The sequence below is a fragment of the Paraburkholderia bryophila genome, from assembly GCF_003269035.1.
GTDB classification, from domain to species: Bacteria; Pseudomonadota; Gammaproteobacteria; order Burkholderiales; family Burkholderiaceae; genus Paraburkholderia; species Paraburkholderia bryophila.
Window position 1 is genome coordinate 99,140 of record NZ_QLTK01000013.1, and the last position, 19,746, is coordinate 118,885.

Sequence of the window (19,746 nt, forward strand, 5' to 3'; positions counted from 1 at the left end):
CCGGCTTTTTTACCAGGACCGGGAGCTGCGCCGCGTTGGCGCTTGCATTCCGTGTGCAATGGACATTCTGAAGTCGTTTATCTCGCTGCTGGCGCTGATCAATCCGGTCGGCGCCATCCCGTTCTTTCTGAGCCTGACGATGCATCAGAGCGACGTCGAGCGGCGTAGAACCATCCGCATCGCGGCGATTTCGGTGTTCTGCGTGATTGCGGTGACCACGCTGCTCGGGCAGCAGATCATCAGCTTCTTCGGCATTTCGGTCGGCTCGCTCGAAGTGGGCGGTGGGATCATCATGTTGCTGATGGCGATCAACATGCTGAATGCGCAGATCGGCAACAGCCGGTCGACGCCGGAAGAGCGCCACGAAGCCGAGCAGAAGGACAACATCGCGGTCGTGCCGCTGGCGATTCCGCTGTTGACCGGGCCGGGCGCGATCAGCACCACGATCATTTACGCGGCCGGCTCGGCGCACTGGTACGACCGGCTCAGCCTCATCGCGATCGGCGCGGTATTGGCGACGCTCTGTTTTTTTTCGCTGCGGTTGGCCGAACCGATTGCCCGGTGGGTGGGTCGCACGGGTATCAATATCGGCACGCGGCTCATGGGTTTGATGTTATCGGCGCTGGCGGTGGAATTCATCGTCGATGGATTGAAGGCATTGCTGCCTAACTTGAAATGAAAACTTCGATAGCGATTGTGGATTACGGCATGGGCAACCTGCGGTCGGTGGCCCAGGCATTGCGCAAAGCAGCGCCGGAAGCAGACGTGGCAATCGTCGACCAGCCGGACGCGATCCGTGCGGCCGACCGCGTCGTGCTGCCCGGCCAGGGCGCGATGCCCGACTGCATGCGCAGCCTCGGCGAGTCCGGCCTGCAGGAAGCGGTGCTCGAAGCGTCGCGCAGCAAGCCGCTGATGGGTGTGTGTATCGGCGAGCAGATGCTGTTCGACTGGAGCGCCGAGGGCGATACGACCGGCCTCGGGCTATTGCCGGGCAAGGTGCTGCGCTTCGACCTGGCTGACCAGGTGCAGGACGACGGTTCGCGCTTCAAGGTCCCGCAAATGGGCTGGAACCGCGTGCGCCAGGCGCAGCCGCATCCGCTGTGGGACGGCGTGGCCGACAACGCCTTTTTCTATTTCGTGCATAGCTACTATGTTGTGCCCGACAATGCCGCCCATACGTCGGGCGAAACGGTGTACGGTGTGCCCTTTACCTCGGCGGTGGCGCGGGATAACATCTTCGCGACCCAATTCCACCCGGAAAAGAGCGCCGAAGCGGGGCTGCGTGTGTATCGCAACTTCGTGCACTGGAACCCGTGAGCGCTTTTCTTCATTCTGTTGCCGTGTGCCGTTTCGCCACAAGCGGGGCGTGCGCCGCGCGCCACGACCGTAACACCCAGACCCAGCTGCCGGACGGCGCTCGGCTGGAGCGTCGAAAGAGTTGTACTAAACTAGCGAAACGGCGTTCCGGCGGGCTGGCTCACCAGCCGCTGCCGCCGACCATCAACCCCTTCCCAGACAACACCCGATTGCTATGCTGCTGATTCCCGCCATCGACCTGAAAGATGGTCACTGTGTACGCCTCAAACAGGGCGATATGGACCAGGCGACGATATTTTCCGAGGAACCGGCGGCGATGGCCCGACATTGGGTCGACCGCGGCGCCCGGCGTCTGCACCTCGTCGACCTGAATGGCGCGTTCGCCGGCAAGCCGAAGAACGAAGACGCGATCCGCGCGATCATCGAGGAAGTGGGCGGCGAGATTCCCGTGCAACTGGGCGGCGGCATTCGCGACCTGAACACGATCGAACGCTATCTCGACGACGGCCTCTCGTACGTGATCATCGGCACGGCGGCGGTGAAGAATCCGGGCTTTCTGCAGGACGCCTGCACGGCGTTCGGCGGCCATATCATCGTTGGTCTCGACGCGAAAGACGGCAAGGTCGCGACCGACGGCTGGAGCAAGCTGACCGGCCACGAAGTCGCCGATCTGGCGCGCAAGTTCGAGGATTACGGCTGCGAGTCGATCATCTATACCGACATCGGCCGCGACGGCATGCTGCAAGGTATCAACATCGAAGCGACGGTGCGTCTTGCTCGCGCGGTGAAGATTCCGGTGATCGCAAGCGGCGGTTTGTCGAACCTCGCGGACATCGAGTCGCTGTGCGAAGTCGAAGACGAAGGCATTGAAGGCGTGATCTGCGGTCGGGCGATCTACTCCGGCGATCTCGACTTCACGGCCGCGCAGACGCTCGCGGACCGGCTGCGCGAATCGGACGACGCTTAAGCGCGTTTTTAAGGCACGGCTGGGACTTCAGGCATGCGCCCTGATTCACGCTTGCGCGGGCGCGCGTGTTGGGCGCGTGCCTTGGTCAGACCTTGCCGGCGGCGAATCGCCGGCGTCTGACGCTGTGGTGGCCGCGCCGCTCAAAGCGAGCGCGCTCATGCCGTCGGCATAAAACACCCCGGCGGCGCGGCACCTCGCAACCGGCCGCGCCGGCCCCGCGCCGCTCGCCCACGCGAGCGGCCTCATCAGCGGTATTGGCAGAATTGCACGATCATGGCTCTAGCTAAACGCATCATTCCCTGTCTCGACGTCACGGCTGGCCGCGTGGTCAAGGGCGTCAACTTCCTCGAACTGCGCGATGCCGGCGATCCGGTCGAAATCGCCCGCCGCTACGACGATCAGGGCGCCGACGAACTCACCTTCCTCGACATCACCGCGACCTCGGATCAGCGCGATCTGATCCTGCCGATCATCGAAGCGGTCGCTTCGCAGGTGTTCATTCCGCTGACGGTCGGCGGCGGCGTGCGCGCCGTCGAAGACGTGCGGCGTCTGCTGAACGCGGGCGCGGACAAGATCAGCATGAACTCGTCGGCGGTGGCGAATCCGCAACTCGTGAAAGACGCGACGGATAAATACGGCTCGCAATGCATCGTCGTCGCGATCGACGCGAAGCGCGTTTCGGCAGACGGCGAAACGCCGCGCTGGGAAGTCTTTACGCACGGCGGGCGCAAGGCCACGGGCCTCGAAGCGGTCGAATGGGCGCGCAAGATGGCCGAACTCGGCGCCGGCGAAATCCTGCTGACCAGCATGGACCGCGACGGCACCAAGAGCGGCTTCGACCTCGCGCTCACGCGCGCGGTGTCCGACGCGGTGCCGATTCCCGTGATCGCGTCGGGCGGCGTGGGCAACCTGCAGCATCTGGCCGACGGCATCAAAGACGGTCACGCGGATGCGGTGCTGGCCGCCAGCATCTTCCACTATGGCGAGCACACGGTCGGCGAGGCCAAGCGCTTCATGGCCGAACAAGGCATTTCGGTGAGGTTGTAACGTGGTGAACCCAACGGCCGTGACCTGGCTCGACAAGGTCAAGTGGGACGCGAACGGCCTCGTGCCGGTGATCGCGCAGGAAGCGTCGACGAACGACGTGCTGATGTTCGCGTGGATGAACCGCGAAGCGCTGGCGAAAACCATCGAAACGAATCGCGCGGTGTATTTCTCGCGCTCGCGTCAGCGGCTGTGGTTCAAGGGCGAAGAGTCCGGCCACGTGCAGCACGTGCATGAAGTGCGGCTCGATTGCGACGAAGACGTCGTGCTGCTGAAGGTGGAGCAGGTATCCGGCATTGCTTGCCACACCGGCCGTCACTCGTGCTTTTTCCAGAAATTCGAAGGCTCGGTGGACGATGGCGACTGGGTTGCCGTCGATCCCGTGCTGAAAGACCCTGAACACATCTACAAATGACGCAATCCACGCCCACCACGGAATCCGCTTCGTCTACCACCGACACGCTGATGCGCCTCGCAGCGATCATCGACAGCCGCAAGGGCGGCGATCCGGACGTCTCGTACGTGTCGCGCCTGTTCCACAAGGGCGACGACGCGATCCTCAAGAAGATCGGCGAAGAAGCCACCGAAGTCGTGCTGGCCGCGAAAGACACGCGCCACGGCGACGCGCCGAAGGCGCTGGTCGGCGAAGTCGCGGATCTGTGGTTTCACTGCCTCGTGATGCTGTCGCACTTCGACTTGAGCCCGGCTGACGTGCTCGCCGAACTCGAGCGCCGCGAAGGCCTGTCGGGTATCGAGGAAAAGGCGCTGCGCAAAAGCCGCGAGCGCGAGCAGAACGGCGACTGAGCGGCGACTGAATGCCGCGAGTGTTTGCCTCGCCTTGAATTGGCGGGCGGCGGCGCTCATAGGGCAGTTGAGTACATCGATCGCATCCACGGGAGGACGCCAGCATGGAACAGTCGCACGAAAGCTACCCGCCGCCGACCTATCGCAACGCCATCGAGCCGGATCGCGAACGCAGCCTGCGCACGCTCACGCACATTCTGTACGCGTTGTACGCGGTGCATTGGCTGACGGGTGGGGTGTCGATCCTGGTCGCGATCATCATCAATTACATCAAGCGGCCCGACGTAGCGGGCACGCCGTACGAAGCTCACTTCGAATGGCAGATCCGTTCGTTCTGGGCGGCGCTGGTGGGTTATGCGATCGGCGGCGTGCTGCTGTTCGTGCTGGTCGGCATTCCGATCCTGTGGGCCGTCAGCATCTGGATGTTGTACCGTATTATCAAGGGCTGGCTGTATCTGTACGATAACAAGCCGTTTGCGAATCCGCGTAGCTGGGTTTGAACGTCGTCCGATCATGGGTCGGACCTGAGTTCTGCCTCTTGCCGCGTTGCGCTTCACGCTTTGGCCCCACTGCGTCAGGAATACGATGAGTCACGACCCGAACTGCCTTTTCTGCAAGATCGCCGCCGGCGAAATTCCGTCGACCAAAGTCCACGAAGACGAAGAGTTTCTGGCCTTCCGCGACATCCGTCCGGCAGCCGAAACGCATGTGCTGGTGATTCCGCGCCAGCACCTGCCCACGCTGTCGAATTGCACCGAAAACGATGCACCGCTGCTTGGTAGAATGCTTGTCTTGGTGGCGCGTCTGGCCGACCAGTTGGGCGTGGCATACACCGGCGGCGAAACGGGTTTTCGCACGGTGATCAACACCGGGCCGGGCGGTGGGCAAGAGGTCTATCACCTGCATGCGCACATTCTTGCGGGGCCGCGTCCATGGCAACGCATGGGCTGATAGCGCGGCCGCGGTTTTTTACGGCATTGTAATAACGCCGACGCGGTCGGCCGCTCACAATGCCGTTCGCTGGTTGAATCGGAATAGCTCGCGGTAACGTATAGATGAAGCGGCAGCGCTTCGAGTCACGCCGCAAGGCGCAAGAGTTTTGCCGCTCACTGGGCGGCGTCGGGGTTAAGGAGAGTAGTCATGGGTTCGTTTAGCATTTGGCATTGGCTCATCGTGTTGCTGATCGTGGCACTCGTGTTCGGCACGAAGAAGCTGCGCAATATCGGCACCGATCTGGGTGGCGCGGTGAAGGGCTTCAAGGAAGGCATGAAAGAAGCCGAAACGCCCGCAGGCGAAGCGCAGCAGCGTGAACTGCCGCGCAACGGCGCGGTGGACGTGGAAGCGAAGGAAAAAGCGCCGCGTTCCGGCGATTACCGCTAAGCCGCGGCTTACCCGCGTTACTGACGGACATTCCACTTCATGCTGGACCTCGGTCTAACCAAGATGGCGCTGATCGGCGTCGTCGCGCTGGTCGTACTCGGGCCTGAGCGCCTGCCACGCGTCGCCCGCACGGCCGGCGCACTGTTCGGCCGTGCGCAGCGGTATATCAACGACGTCAAGGCCGAAGTCACGCGCGAAATCGAGCTCGACGAACTGCGTCGCATGAAAACCGAGTTCGAAGCAGCGGCGAGCAATGTCGAAACGTCCGTTCAGGACAATCTGCGCAAGCACGAAACCGAACTGAACGACGCGTGGAACAGCGGCACGTCGGTGTCGCCGAGCATTGCCGGCGGCGCGCTCGAAGACGTCGGCACCACGTCGTGGCCCAGCAGTACGCCGCCCGCCGGCCCGAAGCGCAAGAACTGGCGCGTCAAGCAGGGGGCCATGCCCACCTGGTACAAGCGCGCCACCGTGCGCCGCACGCGCGTGCAGTCGGGTGCGGCGCGCGTCGCGCGTCACACGCCGGCCACCATGCGTCGTCCGACGCGGTTCTTCTGATGATCAGAACGACAATCTCTAAACGAGGGCCGGCGTGAGCGACCCCCAGCAAACCCAGGACGAAGGCACTGAAGAGACCTTCATTTCCCACCTCGTTGAATTGCGCGACCGCATCATTCGCGCCGGCCTTGCCGTCATCGTGGTGTTCGTCGGGCTCGTGTATTGGGCGCCGGATATTTTCCGGCTGCTGGCGCGCCCGTTGATGCAGAACTTGCCGAAGGACGGCAAGATGATCGTCACCGACGTGACCGGCTCGTTCTTCGTGCCGATGAAGGTGACCATGCTGGTCGCTTTCGTGATCGCGCTGCCTATCGTGCTTTATCAGATCTGGGCTTTCGTCGCGCCGGGTCTTTATCAGCACGAGAAGAAGCTGGTCGGGCCGCTGGTGGGCAGCAGCTACACGCTGTTCCTGTGCGGCATGGCGTTCGCGTACTTCGTGGTGTTTCCGACCATCTTCCGCGTGATGGCGCATTACAACGCGCCGCTCGGCGCGGAGATGACGACCGACATCGACAATTACCTGAGCTTCGTGCTGACCATGTTCATCGCGTTCGGCGTGACGTTCGAGGTGCCGATCATCGTGGTGTTGCTGGTCCGCATGAATGTGCTGACCATCAAGAAGCTGAGGGAGATTCGCCCGTATGTGATCGTCGGTGCGTTTATCATTTCCGCCGTGGTGACGCCGCCGGACGTGTTCTCGCAACTGATTCTGGCGATTCCGCTGATCGTGCTGTACGAGGCGGGGATCATCGCGGCGCGGTTGATCGTCGGCAAGCAACCGGCGGCGGTGACCGACGAGGCAAGTCCGCCGAATTGAGTTCGGTTCTGATTCGCTGGCGAGGTTTCGTTGCAGCGAGGCGGTTTAATCAGAAAGGCCGCAAGGCAAACAAAAAGGGCAGTCCGCAATGGACTGCCCTTTTTGTTTTTGCTGCGGTGGTCTGTGGTTTCAGCCGCCGTCGTCGTCCTGCTGATCGCCGCCGCCATTGTCGTTATCTTCAGCAGGCTGCTTGGGCGGCGCGGGGCGCTTGCCGATGGTCACATCCAGATCCATTTCGTGGCCCTTGCGCACGAGGTGCACCTTCGCGGCCGTGCCCGGCTTGATCTGCGCAATCACGTTCAACAAACGGGTGGTGTCCGTAATCTCCTGACCGTTCACGCTCACCAGAATGTCGCCCGGCTTGATGCCCGCGCGGTCGGCAGGACCATTCTTCAACACACCGGCGACGATCGCCCCCGACTTCTGCTCGAGCCCGAACGACTCGGCGATTTCCGGCGTCACGTCCTGCGGCTCGACGCCAATCCAGCCACGCGTGACCGACCCGGTCGTGATGATGCTTTCCAGCACGCTGCGCGCCGTCGACACGGGAATCGCAAAGCCGATGCCCAACGAGCCGCCGGAACGCGAATAAATCGCCGTGTTGATGCCGAGCAGATTGCCGTTCACGTCGACCAGCGCACCACCTGAGTTGCCCGGATTGATTGCCGCGTCGGTCTGAATGAAGTTTTCGAACGTATTGATGCCGAGGTGGCTGCGCCCGAGCGCGCTGACAATGCCCATGGTCACCGTCTGGCCGACACCGAACGGATTACCGATCGCCAGCACCACGTCGCCCACGCGCGTCTGGTCCATACGGCCGAGCGTGATGGTAGGCAGGTTGGTCATGTTGACCTTCAGCACGGCCAGGTCTGTTTCGGGATCGACGCCGATGACCTTCGCGTTCGTGGTTCGACCGTCGGCCAGCGCGATTTCGATCTGATCGGCGCCGTCCACGACGTGCTGGTTCGTTAGAATGTAACCTTCCGAACTCACTATCACACCCGAGCCCAGGTTGGATGCGGGCTCCTGCTGCTGCTTACGGTTGTTCTTGTCGCCGAAGAAGTAGCGGAACAGCGGATCTTTCGCGCGCGGGTCGGGTGGCAGTGAGCCATCCTTGCTGGAGAACACGTTGACGACCGCGGGCATCGCCTTCTGGGCGGCGTCTGCATAAGACGCCTGAGCGGGGCCGCTGCCGATGCCAGGCGCCACTTCCCGGAGGGCGACGATCGGTTCGGCGAGTTGCTTGCCGAATTGCCCTTGACGCTGGAGCCACTGCGGTTTGAGCGTCGCAATGATGAACATCAGCGCCAACAGCACAGTCACCGCTTGGGCAAAGAACAGCCAAAAGCGTCTAAGCATCTGAAGACTAGAGGTTTATATGGATCGGATCGAACTTGAATTGTACTTGAACAATCTCCTTGAAACCGCGCGCTTCAAGGACTATTGCCCCAATGGATTGCAGGTCGAAGGGCGACGTCGCATAAATAAGCTCGCGACCGGCGTGACCGCGTCGGTGGCCTTTCTGGCGGCCGCGCTCGAGTGGGGCGCGGACGCCGTGCTGGTCCATCACGGCTACTTCTGGCGCAACGAAGCGCCGCAGATCACGGGCCGCAAACACGCGCGCCTGAAGCTGCTGATCGGCAACGATCTGAACCTGTTCGCCTACCATCTCCCGCTCGACGACCATCCGCTGTTCGGCAACAACGCGCAGATCGGCGAGAAGATGGGCTGGATCAGCGACGCGCGCTTCGGCGACAACGACCTCGGCTGGCTCGCCACGTTTCCGATGCCGATCACGCTCTCGCACCTCACCGCCGAAATCGAGCAGACGCTCGGCCGCATGCCGCTCGTGTTCGGCGACCCGGACCGCGAGTTGCGCCGCGTGGGCTGGTGCACGGGCGCCGCGCAAGGCATGTTCGAGGCCGCCATCAACGCGGGCGCCGACGTCTATCTGACCGGCGAGGTGTCGGAGTCGGTCATGCACACGTCGGCGGAAAGCGGCGTGGCGTTTCTTGCGGCCGGCCATCACGCGACCGAGCGCTTCGGTGTGCAGGCGGTGGGCAAGCATCTGTCCGAGCAATTCGATATCGAGCACGTGTTTATCGATATCCCTAATCCGGTTTGAATCGCCCGGTAGGAAAAACCTGGCAAAAGCAATCCAAAAGCGGCGAAATGCCGCAGTCGGCGTATTAGCGAAGAAAAAGGTACGAATAACGCATAAGACGCTTAAAAGGCGGTGCGAAAAAGTTTGCGATTTGTACGGAGAAACCCTGATCTATCAAGGGCTTCGCACGGTTTTTGGCACTCGGCCCTTGTAAATGGCGACTCCATTCGCGCACACTAGCGGCGGTAGAAGCGACGTGAAGGAAAAATCCAACTCAGAAGTGGGGCGTGTGATGCGAGACAAGGAAGATGAACGCGTCGACGGCGGCCGCCGTACCTGGCTGATTGCGACGACCGTAGCAGGTGGCATAGGAGGTGTTGCCACTGTCGTACCCTTTGTTAGTTCGTTTGCACCATCTGAAAAGGCCAAGGCAGCAGGTGCCCCGGTCGAAGTCGATATTAGTGATCTCAAGCCGGGCGACATGAAGACCGTTGCCTGGCGCGGTAAGCCGGTGTGGATCATCAACCGCACCGACAGAATGCTCGCCGATGTCCAGAAAGCCGATAACGAAGTAGCGGATCCCCACACCAAGAATCCTTTTTCGATGCCGTTGCCGGAGTACTGCAACAACGAATTCCGTTCACGCACCGATCACAAGAACCTTTTTGTCGCCGTCGCCGTGTGCACCCATCTGGGCTGCACGCCGACACCGCGCTTCCAGGAGGGCGCGCAGCCCAATCTGCCGGACGACTGGCCAGGCGGCTTCCTATGCCCTTGCCACGGCTCGACCTACGACATGGCCGGCCGCGTCTTCAAGAACAAACCTGCGCCGCAGAACCTCGACATCCCGCCCTACATGTTCACCACGGCCACCAGCCTCGTGATCGGCAAGGACGAGAAAGGAGAAGCGTAATGGCGATCGAACACGAAGTAGAGACGACCGGGCTGGTCGGCTGGATTGACCGGCGCTTTCCGCTGACTTCCACCTGGAAAAAGCACGTTTCCGAGTACTACGCGCCGAAGAATTTCAATTTCTGGTACTTCTTCGGTTCGCTTGCGCTGCTGGTGCTGGTCAATCAGATCGTCACCGGCATCTTCCTCACCATGAACTACAAGCCCGACGCGACGCTCGCGTTCTCGTCGGTCGAGTACATCATGCGTGAGGTGCCGTGGGGCTGGCTGATCCGTTATATGCACTCCACGGGCGCGTCGATGTTCTTCGTCGTCGTGTATCTGCATATGTTCCGCGGGCTGATGTACGGCTCGTACCGCAAGCCGCGCGAACTGGTGTGGGTGTTCGGCTGCGCGATCTTTCTGTGCCTGATGGCCGAGGCGTTCTTCGGCTATCTGTTGCCGTGGGGGCAGATGTCGTTCTGGGGCGCGCAGGTGATCGTGAACCTGTTCTCGGCGATTCCGTTCATCGGACCGGATCTGTCGCTGTGGATTCGCGGCGACTATGTGGTCTCGGACGTTACGTTGAACCGCTTCTTCGCGTTTCACGTGATCGCGATTCCGCTGGTGCTGATCGGGCTGGTGGTCGCGCATCTGGTGGCGCTGCACGAAGTGGGGTCGAACAACCCGGACGGCATCGAGATCAAGGCGAAGAAGGACCCGGACGGCATTCCGCTCGACGGTATTCCGTTTCATCCGTATTACTCGGTGCACGATTTCATGGGCGTGTCGGTGTTCCTGTTTATTTTCGCCGCGATCATCTTCTTCGCGCCGGAAATGGGCGGGTACTTCCTGGAAGCGAATAACTTCATTCCGGCTAATCCGCTGCAAACGCCGCAGGAAATTGCGCCAGTGTGGTACTTCACCGCGTTCTATGCGATGTTGCGCGCCACGACGGATCAGTTCAAGTACGTGCTGATGATCGCGATCGCGGCGCTCGGGCTGCTTGCACTGGTGCGCGCGCACGGCAAGTGGAAGCTCGGCTTGCCAGTGCTCGCGGTGCTGGTGATTCTGGCCATGGCTTTCACCGAATCGAAGTTCTGGGGTGTGGTGGTGATGGGCGGCGCGGTGATCTCGCTGTTCTTCCTGCCGTGGCTCGACCGCTCGCCGGTCAAGTCGATCCGCTACCGGCCGTTTTTTCACAAGGTGTTCTACGGGATCTTCGTGGTCGTCTTCCTGACCCTCGGTTTCCTTGGCACGAAACCGCCGTCGCCGGCGTCCACGTTGATCGCGCAGATCTGCGCGCTGATCTATTTCGCGTTTTTCCTCGGTATGCCGTTCTGGACGCGGCTTGGCACGTTCAAGCAGCCACCCGAACGGGTGCGGTTCAAGCCTCACTAATCGCAAGCCAGGAGAACACGAAATGAAAAAACTGCTTAGGAAGTGCGCGTTGATCGGCGCGACACTGCTCGCGGTGCTGGGTACACCGGCGCACGCGGACGAGAATTTCCCTCTCGACCGCGCGCCCGATAACGCGGAGAATTTCGCTTCTTTGCAGCACGGCGCGCAATTGTTTGTAAACTATTGCCTGAATTGCCATAGCGCGAACCTGATGCGCTACAACCGGCTGACCGACCTCGGCATCAAGCCGGCGGAAATTCAGTCGAACCTGCTTTTTACTACCGACAAAATCGGCAACACCATGACCGTGGCAATGCGCCCGGACGACGCGAAAGCGTGGTTCGGCGCAACGCCGCCGGATTTGTCGGTGGAAGCGCGGGCGCGCGGCAAAGACTGGCTGTACACGTATCTACGCAGTTTTTATCGCGACGATACACGGCCGACCGGCTGGAACAATCTGGTGTATGAAAACGTGAGCATGCCGCATGTGCTGTGGCAGCTTCAGGGGCAACGTACCGCGAAGTTCGGTGACGATACCGACGAAAAAACGGGTGAGACGGTACACAAATTTGTCGGCTACCAGCAGGTCACTCCGGGGACGATGTCGCCGGTAGATTATGATTCTGCTGTGGCCGACCTCGTGTCGTACCTGTCATGGATGTCCGAACCGACGCAGAAAACCCGCAAACAGCTTGGCGTGTGGGTACTGATGTTCCTCGGCGTCCTGAGCTTTTTCGCCTGGCGACTGAACGCCGCGTACTGGAAACATATCAAATAATCACGCCGTCACGCGGCGTGGGGCCGGCGCCAGGAAAAACCTGTTGAACGGTTTTTCCGCGCGCTGGCCTTTCAGCTTTTTGAGGAAACGTAAACATGATGGTTCTGTATTCCGGCACAACTAGCCCGTTCTGCCAGCGCTGCCGGCTGGTGTTGTTCGAAAAGGGCATGGACTTCGAAATCCGCGACGTCGACCTGTTTAACAAGCCGGAAGACATCGCCGTGATGAATCCGTATGGTCAAGTGCCGATTCTCGTCGAACGGGACCTGATTCTGTATGAATCGAACATCATCAACGAGTACATCGACGAGCGCTTCCCGCACCCGCAACTGATGCCGGCCGATCCGGTTCAGCGCGCGCGCGCCCGTCTGTTCCTGCTGAACTTCGAAAAGGAACTGTTCGTTCACGTCGGCACGCTCGAAAACGAAAAGGGCAAGGCCGCCGAGAAGAATCACGAGAAGGCTCGCCTCGCGATCCGCGATCGCCTGACGCAGCTCGCACCGATCTTCCTCAAGAACAAGTACATGCTCGGCGAAGATTTCTCGATGCTCGACGTCGCGATCGCGCCGCTGCTGTGGCGTCTGGATCACTACGGCATCGAACTGTCGAAGAACGCAGCACCGCTGATGAAGTACGCCGAGCGCATTTTCAGCCGCCCGGCTTATATCGAAGCGCTGACGCCGTCGGAAAAGGTGATGCGTCGTTGAGTTTGGCTTTAGGGTGCGGGCGTCGCGCGCCAAGGGTGGCGCGGCCCCGCATCCGGTAAGAGGACAGTAGATGCCAGAGATTTCCACCAAGCCTTATCTGTTGCGCGCGTTGTATGAGTGGTGCACGGATAACGGCTATACGCCGCACATCGCGGTTCGGGTCGACAATCAGACGCGCGTGCCGCGTCAGTTTGTGCGCGACAACGAAATCGTGTTGAACATCAGCTTCGAGGCGACCAGCCAGCTGCAGATGGGCAACGAGTGGATCGAGTTCAGCGCGCGCTTCTCCGGCAAGTCGCACAAGATCGAGGTGCCGATCGCCAATATTCTCGCGATCTACGCGCGTGAAAATGGGCAAGGCATGGCGTTTCCGGTCGAGTCGGCAGGCGGTGAGGCGCAAGATTCCGGTGCCGACGCGGAACTGGCGGACGAAACCGAAGCGCCCGCCGCACCGCGCGCGGTCGAAACGTCGGCGGCCGACGCTGCGGCCAAAGCCGAGACCGCCACGGACGGCCCGCAGCCGGACGACGATGGTTCAAAAGGTGGCGGAAGGGCTCGCCTCAAGATCGTAAAATGAAGTAGAATCACGGCCTCATGCCGGCTTAGCTCATCAGGTAGAGCGCTTGACTTGTAATCATGAGGTGGCGGGTTCGAGTCCTGCAGCCGGCACCAGAAGTACAAAACGGGGTTTCTGTTCATTCAGAAACCCCGTTTTTTTATTGGCGTTCTCGCCGGCAGCATTTGGAGAGGGCGCGTAAACGAAACGAGTGGCGGAGACGCAATGCATGTCCGCCACTCGAGTACATCAAAGGCTTAATTTTTTAATTAGTGCTTCGGCGGCCGTGCGGCGCCGCTGTGCGCGGTCTCTCAGGTCCTAGTGGGTACGGCCTTTCCCATAGGTTGAGAATGACTATAGCGGGGCGATACGGATCTGTCTATTGTTTGGCGGGAAAGCCCTGGTTACATCAAACGCCAAGTTAGACAACTTGCTGCACTTGTATAATCAATACGCATAATTCATTACCAAGGTCGCCGTGTCAGATAAGCGTCAACAGATTCTCGATACCGCAACGTCGCTGTTCGGCAAGCATGGCTACCACGCTGTGGGCGTGGATTGGATCATCGCCGATTCCGGGGTGGCGAAAATGACCATGTACCGGTATTTTCCGTCCAAGACCGACCTGGTGGTCGCCGTATTGCGAGAGCGTCAGGAGCAATGCGCGGTGTCGCTCAAAGCTTTTGTCGACGAGGCCGATGCGCCGCTAGTCCGCCTCGAACGGGTGTTCGACTGGCATCGGGACTGGTTCGAAAGCGACACCTTCACGGGCTGCATGTTCACGCATGCTGCAGCTGAATTCGCTGACAAAGGCAGCAGCATCCACGAAATTAGTGTCGAACAGAAAGCGGGTCTCACGCAATTCATCGAGCAACTGCTAGCGGATCTCGTCTCGTCCGCACAGGCCAGAATCCTCGCGCCAGTCATGGTGATGCTGCTCGACGGCGCCACTCTGGCGGTGCAGATTTCCAGTCGAAAAGGCGCTGCGGGCGAAGCTTGGCATGCCGCGCGCGCCTTGCTGGCTGTGCATTCCGAGGCAATCGCTTAGAAGCGCGACGTGTGAAATAGATCGGCCGCTCAGCGTAGCGGTGAGGCGCGGAGCGGTCGAAAATCACCATATCTCTTTCACCTTGTCGATTGTAGACTTTTTTGTCCATATTCATTTGTTGAGACCGGTATCCAGCTTGTTGACCGGCGAATAGCGCACCGCTAACCCGGATGACAGAGGTACTATTCGGGCGTCAGTCAGTCGGCACCACTATCCAGTACTCCGGCGGGCAACGCCCCCGACGACGCGAGTTTTCACCGCGTCCTTCCCGCAACACCGATCCCACCTCACCATGACCAGCCCCGCATTCATCACCTGGCCCGAAGCCGAAGGCCCCCGCACCGCGCGTTGGCGCTCCGAAGCGGCGGTGCCGCCGCCCAAACGCGTGGTCGTCGCCGACGACCGCACGACCGCCGACTCGGCCTACCGCCTTGCGTGCGAAGGCACGGCATTGCTCTGGAACGGCGACTTCCAGAACGCCCGTCAATTGCTGCAGGCGGTCACGCGCCGGCTGGAGCGCAAACCGCGCAAGCACGGCGACACGCCGATCGACGCCTTCAACCTGCATCGGCAGGCGCAGTCGCAGCGCGCCCGCACGCTCGGCATGATCCTGATTCCGCTCGACGCCGCGTACGCCATTCCGCTGCGCCGTGCTCCCGAGGTGCAGCAGGCCTGCGTCGAAACCTACGGGCCGGCGACCGATGAAGCGTCGGTCGTGTCACTGCGCGAATTGCTCGGCTTGATCGGCGCGCACGAGTGGCGCAAGAAGGGCGTCGAGATTCCCGCGCTCAGCGAGCGCATTCATCCGCATTACGGGGTGTTCTCGCCGGTGCGTGGCGAATATGTGGATCTCGTCGCCCGCACGCCGCTGCCGTCGCTGAACAAGGCGTTCGATATCGGTACCGGCACCGGCGTGCTGGCTGCGTTGCTCGCCAAGCGTGGCGTGAAGAAAATCGTCGCGACCGATCAGGATCCGCGCGCGCTCGACTGCGCGCGCGAGAACCTCACGCGCCTCGGTTATGACCAGCAGGTCGACATCGTGAAGGCCGATCTGTTTCCGGAGGGGCGCGCCCCGCTGGTGGTCTGCAATCCGCCGTGGGTGCCGGCGCGGCCCGCGTCGCCGCTCGAATATGCCGTCTACGATCCGGACAGCCGGATGCTGCTCGGTTTCCTGAACGGTCTGGCAGCACATCTATCGCCGGGCGGCGAGGGCTGGCTGATCCTGTCGGATTTTGCCGAGCATCTCGGGCTGCGTTCGCGCGAGTGGTTGCTCGATGCAATTGACAAGGCGGGCCTGACGGTGGTCGGGCGTGAGGATATTCGTCCGCGGCATCCGAAATCGACCGATGAGACCGATGCGCTTCACACAGCGCGGGTGGCCGAGTTGACGTCGTTGTGGCGGTTGAAAGCGCGTTAACCCAGGCGCGATGTGATGGGTTGGAACGCCGCCGCGCGTTGGGTGCCATCGGGTAACGGTGGGTAGCCCGACGTGCGGCGTTTTCGTTTGAGCGTTATGCGGTTGGCGTTTGCGTTGTGTCCGATCCATTCAGCGCATTCGCAGCGTTCGACCCAGCGAGGCCCGTCAGATACGCAAGCGCGCCGCGCCCCGCCACCAGTCCGCTGGCAAAGCACGCAGTCAACAGATAACCGCCGGTCGGCGCTTCCCAATCCAGCATCTCGCCCGCGCAAAACGCGCCCGGCAACTGCTCGACCATCAGATGCGAGTCGAGCGCTTCGAAAGGAATACCACCCGCCGTACTGATCGCCTCGGCGATCGGCCGGGCACGGGTGAGCCGCACGGGTAGCGCCTTGACCGCGTGCGCCAGCCGGTTCGAATCCGCGAACGTCTCCTTCGACAGAATCTCGTGCAGCAGTGCGAGTTTGACCCCGCCAATCCCGATTCGCCCTTGCAGATGGCTCGACATCGAACGCGAGCCGCGCGGCCGTGTGACTTCCACGATCACCCGATCCAAAGCCAAGCCGGGCGCCAGGTCCAGCGCGATCGTCACGTCGCCGTCAGCAAGAATCCGTTCGCGAATCGCCGACGACAACGCGTAAATCAGGCTCCCTTCCAGGCCCGTTTCGGTCAGAAGTATTTCACCTTGTCGATTGTGGACAGTTTTGTCTATATCGGTGAGCGAAATGGCGACTGGCTTGACCGGTTGTCCGGCGAAACGCTCGCGCAGATAGGGGCTCCAGTCGGCGTCGAAACCGCAGTTCGCGGCGCGCAGCGGCACCACTGGCACGTTGCGGGCGCTCATGAGCGGCACCCAGGCGGCGTCGGAGCCGAGGCGCGGCCAGCTTGCGCCGCCGAGCGCGAAGACGACCGCATCGCAGGTGACGAGCTGCTCGCCGTCGGGTGTCGTGAACTTCAGCGTGTGTCCGGCGGGGCGGCCGGAGGCGTCGGCGACAGCGCGGTCTTCGGCATCCCAACCCACCCATTTATGGCGCATATGAAAACGCACCCCCGTCTCTCTCAACCGATGCAGCCAGGCGCGCAACATCGGCGCCGCTTTCATATCGGTGGGAAAAACGCGCCCCGAGCTGCCGACGAATGTCTCGACGCCCAGCGCCTTCAGCCAGGCCCGCAGCGCATCGGGGCCGAACGCATCCAGTAGCGGCGCGATCTGCTGACGGCGCGCGCCATAGCGGCCGAGAAACGGTTCGAGCGCCTCGGAATGCGTGATGTTCATGCCGCCTTTGCCCGCCATCAGGAATTTGCGGCCGACCGACGGCATTGCGTCGTAGACGTCGACTTGCACGCCATGGCTGGCGAGCGCCTCGGCGGCCATCAAGCCGGCGGGGCCGCCGCCGATCACGGCGACGCGGGCATAATCACGGGAAAAAGGCATGCGGTCCTGCGGATGAGCGGAAGAGGCGGCGCCTGCCCGGCTGTGAAAGCGGGCGGCGCGAAGCGCGCTATTTTCACACCACGGGCAGCGTTGGGCAAACACGCGGGCAGCGGGGCCGGCCGAAAAAAGCAGGGTTCAGGCGTACCCGGATCGGCGCGACTGGCCGCCGCGTAATAGCCCGTGACATGGTTCGCGCGTGCGGCAGCACAGCCGGATAGGTGAACATGCACCGGTGTCCGGACCGACCGAAACTAGCGAGCGGCGCATTCCCGCCTGCTAGTTTCGGTCGCCGCATTCAAATTCTTTAGCCGGGGTAAGCCTCATCCACCTTCAATCCCGCCAGCTTGAAAATAACCCGCAGCGTCTGCGGTTTGATATCGCGCCGCGACGCGAGCGTCGTCATCACGAAGTCGAGTACTTTCGCGTACTTGAGCATGATCAGGCAGGTTTCCATGTCGACGCTGCCGTCGCGCATGACTTCGGCCAGGCGCAGCATTTCCGTGGAGATGTCGCGGGCCATCTCCAGTTCGAGTTGCTGTTTTTCAGACCAGGCCGGAGTGGCGATCAGCTTCGCCAGCATTTCCTGAAACTTCTGTTCGACGTTTCCGTTGGGTACCGTATCCATTGCTGCCTCTTCTATCATCCGAGCACGCGTCCAGTCGAGATCACGGCGCGCTGCTGGTTACGTAACGTTCGGTCCGTGTTCCGGGACCGTCCTCCCCACATGCATTCGGTTCGCGTGATCGAAGTCACGTCCGGCAGCTTGTTGTTATCGGCGATACGGCCTGCCCGCTTGGTCGAGACGCCATGAAGCCGGTTTTGCGTCACGCTGGAAACGCCCTGCGCGGTAAAAATCGAGCAGGAAACGTTCCAGCTTGTTGCCCTTTCTTGCATGATTTGCGCCACCTTTCGGTGAGTCGGCGGCACTTTGGGTAAACTGGCAGCAACTTTTCCCTTTTTCCGTCGCCTGTCGCACGTTCGTCGTGTAATCGACGGCGGTTACCTGCAAGCGGTCCCCCGAGATGTCCAGCAAAACCCACGAAATCCGTCCGAATCAGTCCATCGAGCTGTTGAAGGAGCTTCACATCCTCACGCGCGACGGCAAGATGAATCAGGACAGCCGCCGCAAGCTCAAGCAGGTCTACCATCTGTTCCAGTTCATCGAGCCGTTGCTCAAGGAGCACAAGGCCGATCAGGGGGCGGTGACGCTGGTCGACCACGGCGCCGGCAAGTCATACCTAGGTTTTATTCTGTACGACCTTTTCTTCAAGGAGTTTCAGGATGCCGCGGGTGGCGCATCGCACATATACGGCATTGAAACGCGCGAGGATCTGGTCGTGAAATCCGAGGAACTGGCCGCCCGGCTGGGCTTCGCGGGCATGTCGTTTCTGAATCTGTCGGTGGCGGAGTCGATCACGTCCGAGCGCTTGCCCGCGCGGATCGACATCGTGACGGCGCTGCACGCCTGCAACACCGCCACCGACGACGCGATCCGCTTCGCGCTGCAGAAGCAGGCGAAAAATATCGTCGTGGTGCCGTGTTGTCAGGCCGAAGTGGCGGGGGTCTTGAAGCAGAACAAGGGTAAGTCGCTGGGGAACGCGCTGACGGAAATCTGGCGGCATCCGCTGCATACGCGGGAGTTCGGCAGCCAGATCACGAACGTGCTGCGCTGTTTGCAACTCGAAGCGCACGGTTATCAGGTTAGCGTGACCGAGCTGGTCGGCTGGGAGCATTCGATGAAAAACGAACTCATCGTCGCCCAGTACAAGGATCTGCCGAGACGGCGTCCGGCCGAGCGCCTCGATGAGGTGATGGAAACGCTGGGAATCGGGGAACTGAAAGAGCGGTTTTTCGTGTCCGCCTGATTTCGCGGTGGTTTGCCGCGGAACCGCTGCGTCGATTAACGCTTCAGGAGGGCGTTCCAGCCGGCCAGGCCGATTCGCCGGAGCGTTTCCTGGTTGCGCTCGTAAATTTCCTCCGCGTCGGGAAACGCCTGAACTGCCCGCTCGATGCTGTCTTCACGCAGCAGGTGGAAGATCGGATACGGCGCCCGGTTGGTGTAGTTCTCGATCTCGTCTGGCTCGCTGCCTTCGAACTGATAAAAAGGATGAAAACTGGCGATCTGAATCACGCCTTCCAGTCGAAGCTGCTTGATCATCCGTTCGGCGAAAAACAGGCAGTCGTTGTAGTCGAGAAAATCGCCGAGCGTATTCGGAACGATGAGCAGCGTGGTATCCACGGCGTTCGGATCGACGGCGACCAGGGTTTGAAGCTCGGCTTCCAGGTCGGCGAGGACCGCTTCCATGTCCGTGGCGTCGCTCACGGCGTAGCGAATCTGGCCTTTCACATGCACCGCCTTCGCAAACGGACAGAGATTCAGTCCGATCACCGCCTCGGTCAGCCAATGGCGAGTAGCGGCGATGACGGCATCGTGAGATTCGGCGGGCAACGGCATGGCAAGTAAGAGCAGGAAAGCGGCAGGAAAGCGCCATTCTAACGGGACCGATCGGCACGCATGCCGA

At 61.3% G+C, this 19,746-nt stretch carries 25 protein-coding genes and 1 tRNA gene; 21 read left to right on the forward strand and 5 right to left on the reverse strand.

Annotated elements, in window-relative coordinates; genetic code table 11:
* Positions 1 to 58 precede the first annotated feature (58 nt).
* The 11 genes from BX591_RS19685 (at position 59) to tatC (ending at position 6,887) form a co-directional block, all read left to right on the forward strand.
* The gene (locus BX591_RS19685) at positions 59 to 679 is read left to right on the forward strand and encodes a MarC family protein (protein ID WP_111932993.1); all 621 of its coding nucleotides are present in this window, start codon (positions 59 to 61) and stop codon (positions 677 to 679) included.
* A complete protein-coding gene (gene hisH / locus BX591_RS19690; protein ID WP_111932994.1) occupies positions 676 to 1,317 on the forward strand; it encodes an imidazole glycerol phosphate synthase subunit HisH in 642 nt (213 codons plus the stop codon). Before BX591_RS19685 ends, hisH begins: the two co-directional genes overlap by 4 nt.
* 214 nt (positions 1,318 to 1,531) lie before the next feature.
* Positions 1,532 to 2,284: a 1-(5-phosphoribosyl)-5-[(5-phosphoribosylamino)methylideneamino]imidazole-4-carboxamide isomerase gene (gene hisA / locus BX591_RS19695; RefSeq protein ID WP_074282042.1), complete on the forward strand. Its 753-nt coding sequence runs from the start codon at positions 1,532 to 1,534 to the stop codon at positions 2,282 to 2,284.
* Between the two features lie 273 nt (positions 2,285 to 2,557).
* Positions 2,558 to 3,331 (forward strand): imidazole glycerol phosphate synthase subunit HisF, encoded by a 774-nt coding sequence (gene hisF / locus BX591_RS19700; protein WP_111932995.1) that lies wholly within the window; start codon positions 2,558 to 2,560, stop codon positions 3,329 to 3,331.
* Position 3,332: 1 nt separating this feature from the next.
* A complete protein-coding gene (hisI, locus tag BX591_RS19705) occupies positions 3,333 to 3,743 on the forward strand; it encodes a phosphoribosyl-AMP cyclohydrolase (RefSeq protein ID WP_176343101.1) in 411 nt (136 codons plus the stop codon).
* Positions 3,740 to 4,132, forward strand: coding sequence for a phosphoribosyl-ATP diphosphatase (locus tag BX591_RS19710; RefSeq protein WP_111932996.1), 393 nt, complete (start codon positions 3,740 to 3,742; stop codon positions 4,130 to 4,132). The genes hisI and BX591_RS19710 overlap by 4 nt, the downstream gene beginning before the upstream one ends.
* Positions 4,133 to 4,236: 104 nt before the next feature.
* A complete protein-coding gene (locus BX591_RS19715; RefSeq protein ID WP_111932997.1) occupies positions 4,237 to 4,632 on the forward strand; it encodes a DUF4870 family protein in 396 nt (131 codons plus the stop codon).
* 85 nt (positions 4,633 to 4,717) lie between these two features.
* The gene (locus BX591_RS19720; protein WP_111932998.1) at positions 4,718 to 5,083 is read left to right on the forward strand and encodes a histidine triad nucleotide-binding protein; all 366 of its coding nucleotides are present in this window, start codon (positions 4,718 to 4,720) and stop codon (positions 5,081 to 5,083) included.
* Positions 5,084 to 5,272: 189 nt separating this feature from the next.
* Complete coding sequence (gene tatA, locus BX591_RS19725; RefSeq protein WP_105511144.1) at positions 5,273 to 5,512, forward strand: Sec-independent protein translocase subunit TatA; 240 nt, start codon at positions 5,273 to 5,275, stop codon at positions 5,510 to 5,512.
* 39 nt (positions 5,513 to 5,551) lie between these two features.
* Positions 5,552 to 6,070, forward strand: a complete 519-nt coding sequence (gene tatB, locus BX591_RS19730) for a Sec-independent protein translocase protein TatB (protein ID WP_111932999.1) — start codon at positions 5,552 to 5,554, stop codon at positions 6,068 to 6,070.
* A gap of 34 nt (positions 6,071 to 6,104) precedes the next feature.
* Positions 6,105 to 6,887, forward strand: a complete 783-nt coding sequence (gene tatC / locus BX591_RS19735; protein WP_111933000.1) for a twin-arginine translocase subunit TatC — start codon at positions 6,105 to 6,107, stop codon at positions 6,885 to 6,887.
* 129 nt (positions 6,888 to 7,016) lie between these two features.
* On the opposite strand, the gene BX591_RS19740 is transcribed toward tatC, so the two are convergent.
* Complete coding sequence (locus tag BX591_RS19740) at positions 7,017 to 8,246, reverse strand: Do family serine endopeptidase (protein WP_111933001.1); 1,230 nt, start codon at positions 8,244 to 8,246, stop codon at positions 7,017 to 7,019.
* A 19-nt stretch (positions 8,247 to 8,265) separates the two neighbouring features.
* Here BX591_RS19740 and BX591_RS19745 point away from each other — a divergent pair, with 19 nt between their 5' ends.
* From BX591_RS19745 to BX591_RS19785, 9 genes are all read left to right on the forward strand, one after another.
* Positions 8,266 to 9,012 carry a Nif3-like dinuclear metal center hexameric protein gene (locus BX591_RS19745; protein ID WP_111933002.1) on the forward strand — a complete coding sequence of 249 codons (747 nt, stop codon included), beginning with the start codon at positions 8,266 to 8,268 and terminating at the stop codon, positions 9,010 to 9,012.
* 271 nt (positions 9,013 to 9,283) lie between these two features.
* Positions 9,284 to 9,904, forward strand: coding sequence for a ubiquinol-cytochrome c reductase iron-sulfur subunit (gene petA / locus BX591_RS19750; protein ID WP_105511149.1), 621 nt, complete (start codon positions 9,284 to 9,286; stop codon positions 9,902 to 9,904).
* On the forward strand, positions 9,904 to 11,283 hold the full coding sequence (locus BX591_RS19755) for a cytochrome b (RefSeq protein WP_111933003.1): 1,380 nt from the start codon (positions 9,904 to 9,906) through the stop codon (positions 11,281 to 11,283). Before petA ends, BX591_RS19755 begins: the two co-directional genes overlap by 1 nt.
* A gap of 22 nt (positions 11,284 to 11,305) precedes the next feature.
* A complete protein-coding gene (locus tag BX591_RS19760) occupies positions 11,306 to 12,061 on the forward strand; it encodes a cytochrome c1 (protein ID WP_111933004.1) in 756 nt (251 codons plus the stop codon).
* Positions 12,062 to 12,156: 95 nt separating this feature from the next.
* Positions 12,157 to 12,768: a glutathione S-transferase N-terminal domain-containing protein gene (locus tag BX591_RS19765; protein ID WP_111933005.1), complete on the forward strand. Its 612-nt coding sequence runs from the start codon at positions 12,157 to 12,159 to the stop codon at positions 12,766 to 12,768.
* 70 nt (positions 12,769 to 12,838) lie between these two features.
* Positions 12,839 to 13,345, forward strand: coding sequence for a ClpXP protease specificity-enhancing factor (locus BX591_RS19770; protein WP_111933006.1), 507 nt, complete (start codon positions 12,839 to 12,841; stop codon positions 13,343 to 13,345).
* A 19-nt stretch (positions 13,346 to 13,364) separates the two neighbouring features.
* Positions 13,365 to 13,440: transfer RNA gene (locus tag BX591_RS19775), tRNA-Thr, on the forward strand.
* A 362-nt stretch (positions 13,441 to 13,802) separates the two neighbouring features.
* The gene (locus BX591_RS19780; RefSeq protein WP_167444586.1) at positions 13,803 to 14,372 is read left to right on the forward strand and encodes a TetR/AcrR family transcriptional regulator; all 570 of its coding nucleotides are present in this window, start codon (positions 13,803 to 13,805) and stop codon (positions 14,370 to 14,372) included.
* A gap of 292 nt (positions 14,373 to 14,664) precedes the next feature.
* Entirely contained in the window at positions 14,665 to 15,789 is a 1,125-nt protein-coding gene (locus tag BX591_RS19785) for a methyltransferase (RefSeq protein ID WP_111933008.1), read from the forward strand.
* A gap of 94 nt (positions 15,790 to 15,883) precedes the next feature.
* Here the strand turns inward: BX591_RS19785 and BX591_RS19790 are convergent, their stop codons facing one another.
* The 3 genes from BX591_RS19790 to BX591_RS36165 form a co-directional block, all read right to left on the reverse strand.
* On the reverse strand, positions 15,884 to 17,224 hold the full coding sequence (locus BX591_RS19790; protein WP_111933009.1) for a TIGR03862 family flavoprotein: 1,341 nt from the start codon (positions 17,222 to 17,224) through the stop codon (positions 15,884 to 15,886).
* Positions 17,225 to 17,528: 304 nt separating this feature from the next.
* A complete protein-coding gene (locus BX591_RS19795; RefSeq protein ID WP_111933010.1) occupies positions 17,529 to 17,849 on the reverse strand; it encodes a type II toxin-antitoxin system HicA family toxin in 321 nt (106 codons plus the stop codon).
* A gap of 144 nt (positions 17,850 to 17,993) precedes the next feature.
* On the reverse strand, positions 17,994 to 18,257 hold the full coding sequence (locus BX591_RS36165; RefSeq protein ID WP_146749793.1) for a hypothetical protein: 264 nt from the start codon (positions 18,255 to 18,257) through the stop codon (positions 17,994 to 17,996).
* Here BX591_RS36165 and BX591_RS19800 point away from each other — a divergent pair.
* The gene (locus tag BX591_RS19800) at positions 18,247 to 19,089 is read left to right on the forward strand and encodes a class I SAM-dependent methyltransferase (protein WP_111933011.1); all 843 of its coding nucleotides are present in this window, start codon (positions 18,247 to 18,249) and stop codon (positions 19,087 to 19,089) included. The genes BX591_RS36165 and BX591_RS19800 overlap by 11 nt on opposite strands.
* 35 nt (positions 19,090 to 19,124) lie before the next feature.
* On the opposite strand, the gene BX591_RS19805 is transcribed toward BX591_RS19800, so the two are convergent.
* On the reverse strand, positions 19,125 to 19,679 hold the full coding sequence (locus BX591_RS19805) for a DUF1415 domain-containing protein (protein WP_111933012.1): 555 nt from the start codon (positions 19,677 to 19,679) through the stop codon (positions 19,125 to 19,127).
* Positions 19,680 to 19,746: the final 67 nt, after the last annotated feature.

Coding starts and splice junctions, on each gene's coding strand:
- BX591_RS19715 (WP_111932997.1), top strand. CDS start 4,237: ATGGAACAGTCGCACGAAAGCTACCCGCCGCCGACCTATCGCAACGCC.
- BX591_RS19760 (WP_111933004.1), top strand. CDS start 11,306: ATGAAAAAACTGCTTAGGAAGTGCGCGTTGATCGGCGCGACACTGCTC.
- BX591_RS19770 (WP_111933006.1), top strand. CDS start 12,839: ATGCCAGAGATTTCCACCAAGCCTTATCTGTTGCGCGCGTTGTATGAG.
- hisH (WP_111932994.1), top strand. CDS start 676: ATGAAAACTTCGATAGCGATTGTGGATTACGGCATGGGCAACCTGCGG.
- petA (WP_105511149.1), top strand. CDS start 9,284: ATGCGAGACAAGGAAGATGAACGCGTCGACGGCGGCCGCCGTACCTGG.
- BX591_RS19795 (WP_111933010.1), bottom strand. CDS start 17,849: ATGGATACGGTACCCAACGGAAACGTCGAACAGAAGTTTCAGGAAATG.
- BX591_RS19755 (WP_111933003.1), top strand. CDS start 9,904: ATGGCGATCGAACACGAAGTAGAGACGACCGGGCTGGTCGGCTGGATT.
- BX591_RS19685 (WP_111932993.1), top strand. CDS start 59: ATGGACATTCTGAAGTCGTTTATCTCGCTGCTGGCGCTGATCAATCCG.
- tatB (WP_111932999.1), top strand. CDS start 5,552: ATGCTGGACCTCGGTCTAACCAAGATGGCGCTGATCGGCGTCGTCGCG.
- BX591_RS19745 (WP_111933002.1), top strand. CDS start 8,266: ATGGATCGGATCGAACTTGAATTGTACTTGAACAATCTCCTTGAAACC.
- tatA (WP_105511144.1), top strand. CDS start 5,273: ATGGGTTCGTTTAGCATTTGGCATTGGCTCATCGTGTTGCTGATCGTG.
- BX591_RS19785 (WP_111933008.1), top strand. CDS start 14,665: ATGACCAGCCCCGCATTCATCACCTGGCCCGAAGCCGAAGGCCCCCGC.
- BX591_RS19710 (WP_111932996.1), top strand. CDS start 3,740: ATGACGCAATCCACGCCCACCACGGAATCCGCTTCGTCTACCACCGAC.
- BX591_RS19805 (WP_111933012.1), bottom strand. CDS start 19,679: ATGCCGTTGCCCGCCGAATCTCACGATGCCGTCATCGCCGCTACTCGC.
- BX591_RS19800 (WP_111933011.1), top strand. CDS start 18,247: ATGTCCAGCAAAACCCACGAAATCCGTCCGAATCAGTCCATCGAGCTG.
- BX591_RS19740 (WP_111933001.1), bottom strand. CDS start 8,246: ATGCTTAGACGCTTTTGGCTGTTCTTTGCCCAAGCGGTGACTGTGCTG.
- hisA (WP_074282042.1), top strand. CDS start 1,532: ATGCTGCTGATTCCCGCCATCGACCTGAAAGATGGTCACTGTGTACGC.
- BX591_RS19720 (WP_111932998.1), top strand. CDS start 4,718: ATGAGTCACGACCCGAACTGCCTTTTCTGCAAGATCGCCGCCGGCGAA.
- hisF (WP_111932995.1), top strand. CDS start 2,558: ATGGCTCTAGCTAAACGCATCATTCCCTGTCTCGACGTCACGGCTGGC.
- BX591_RS19765 (WP_111933005.1), top strand. CDS start 12,157: ATGATGGTTCTGTATTCCGGCACAACTAGCCCGTTCTGCCAGCGCTGC.
- BX591_RS19790 (WP_111933009.1), bottom strand. CDS start 17,224: ATGCCTTTTTCCCGTGATTATGCCCGCGTCGCCGTGATCGGCGGCGGC.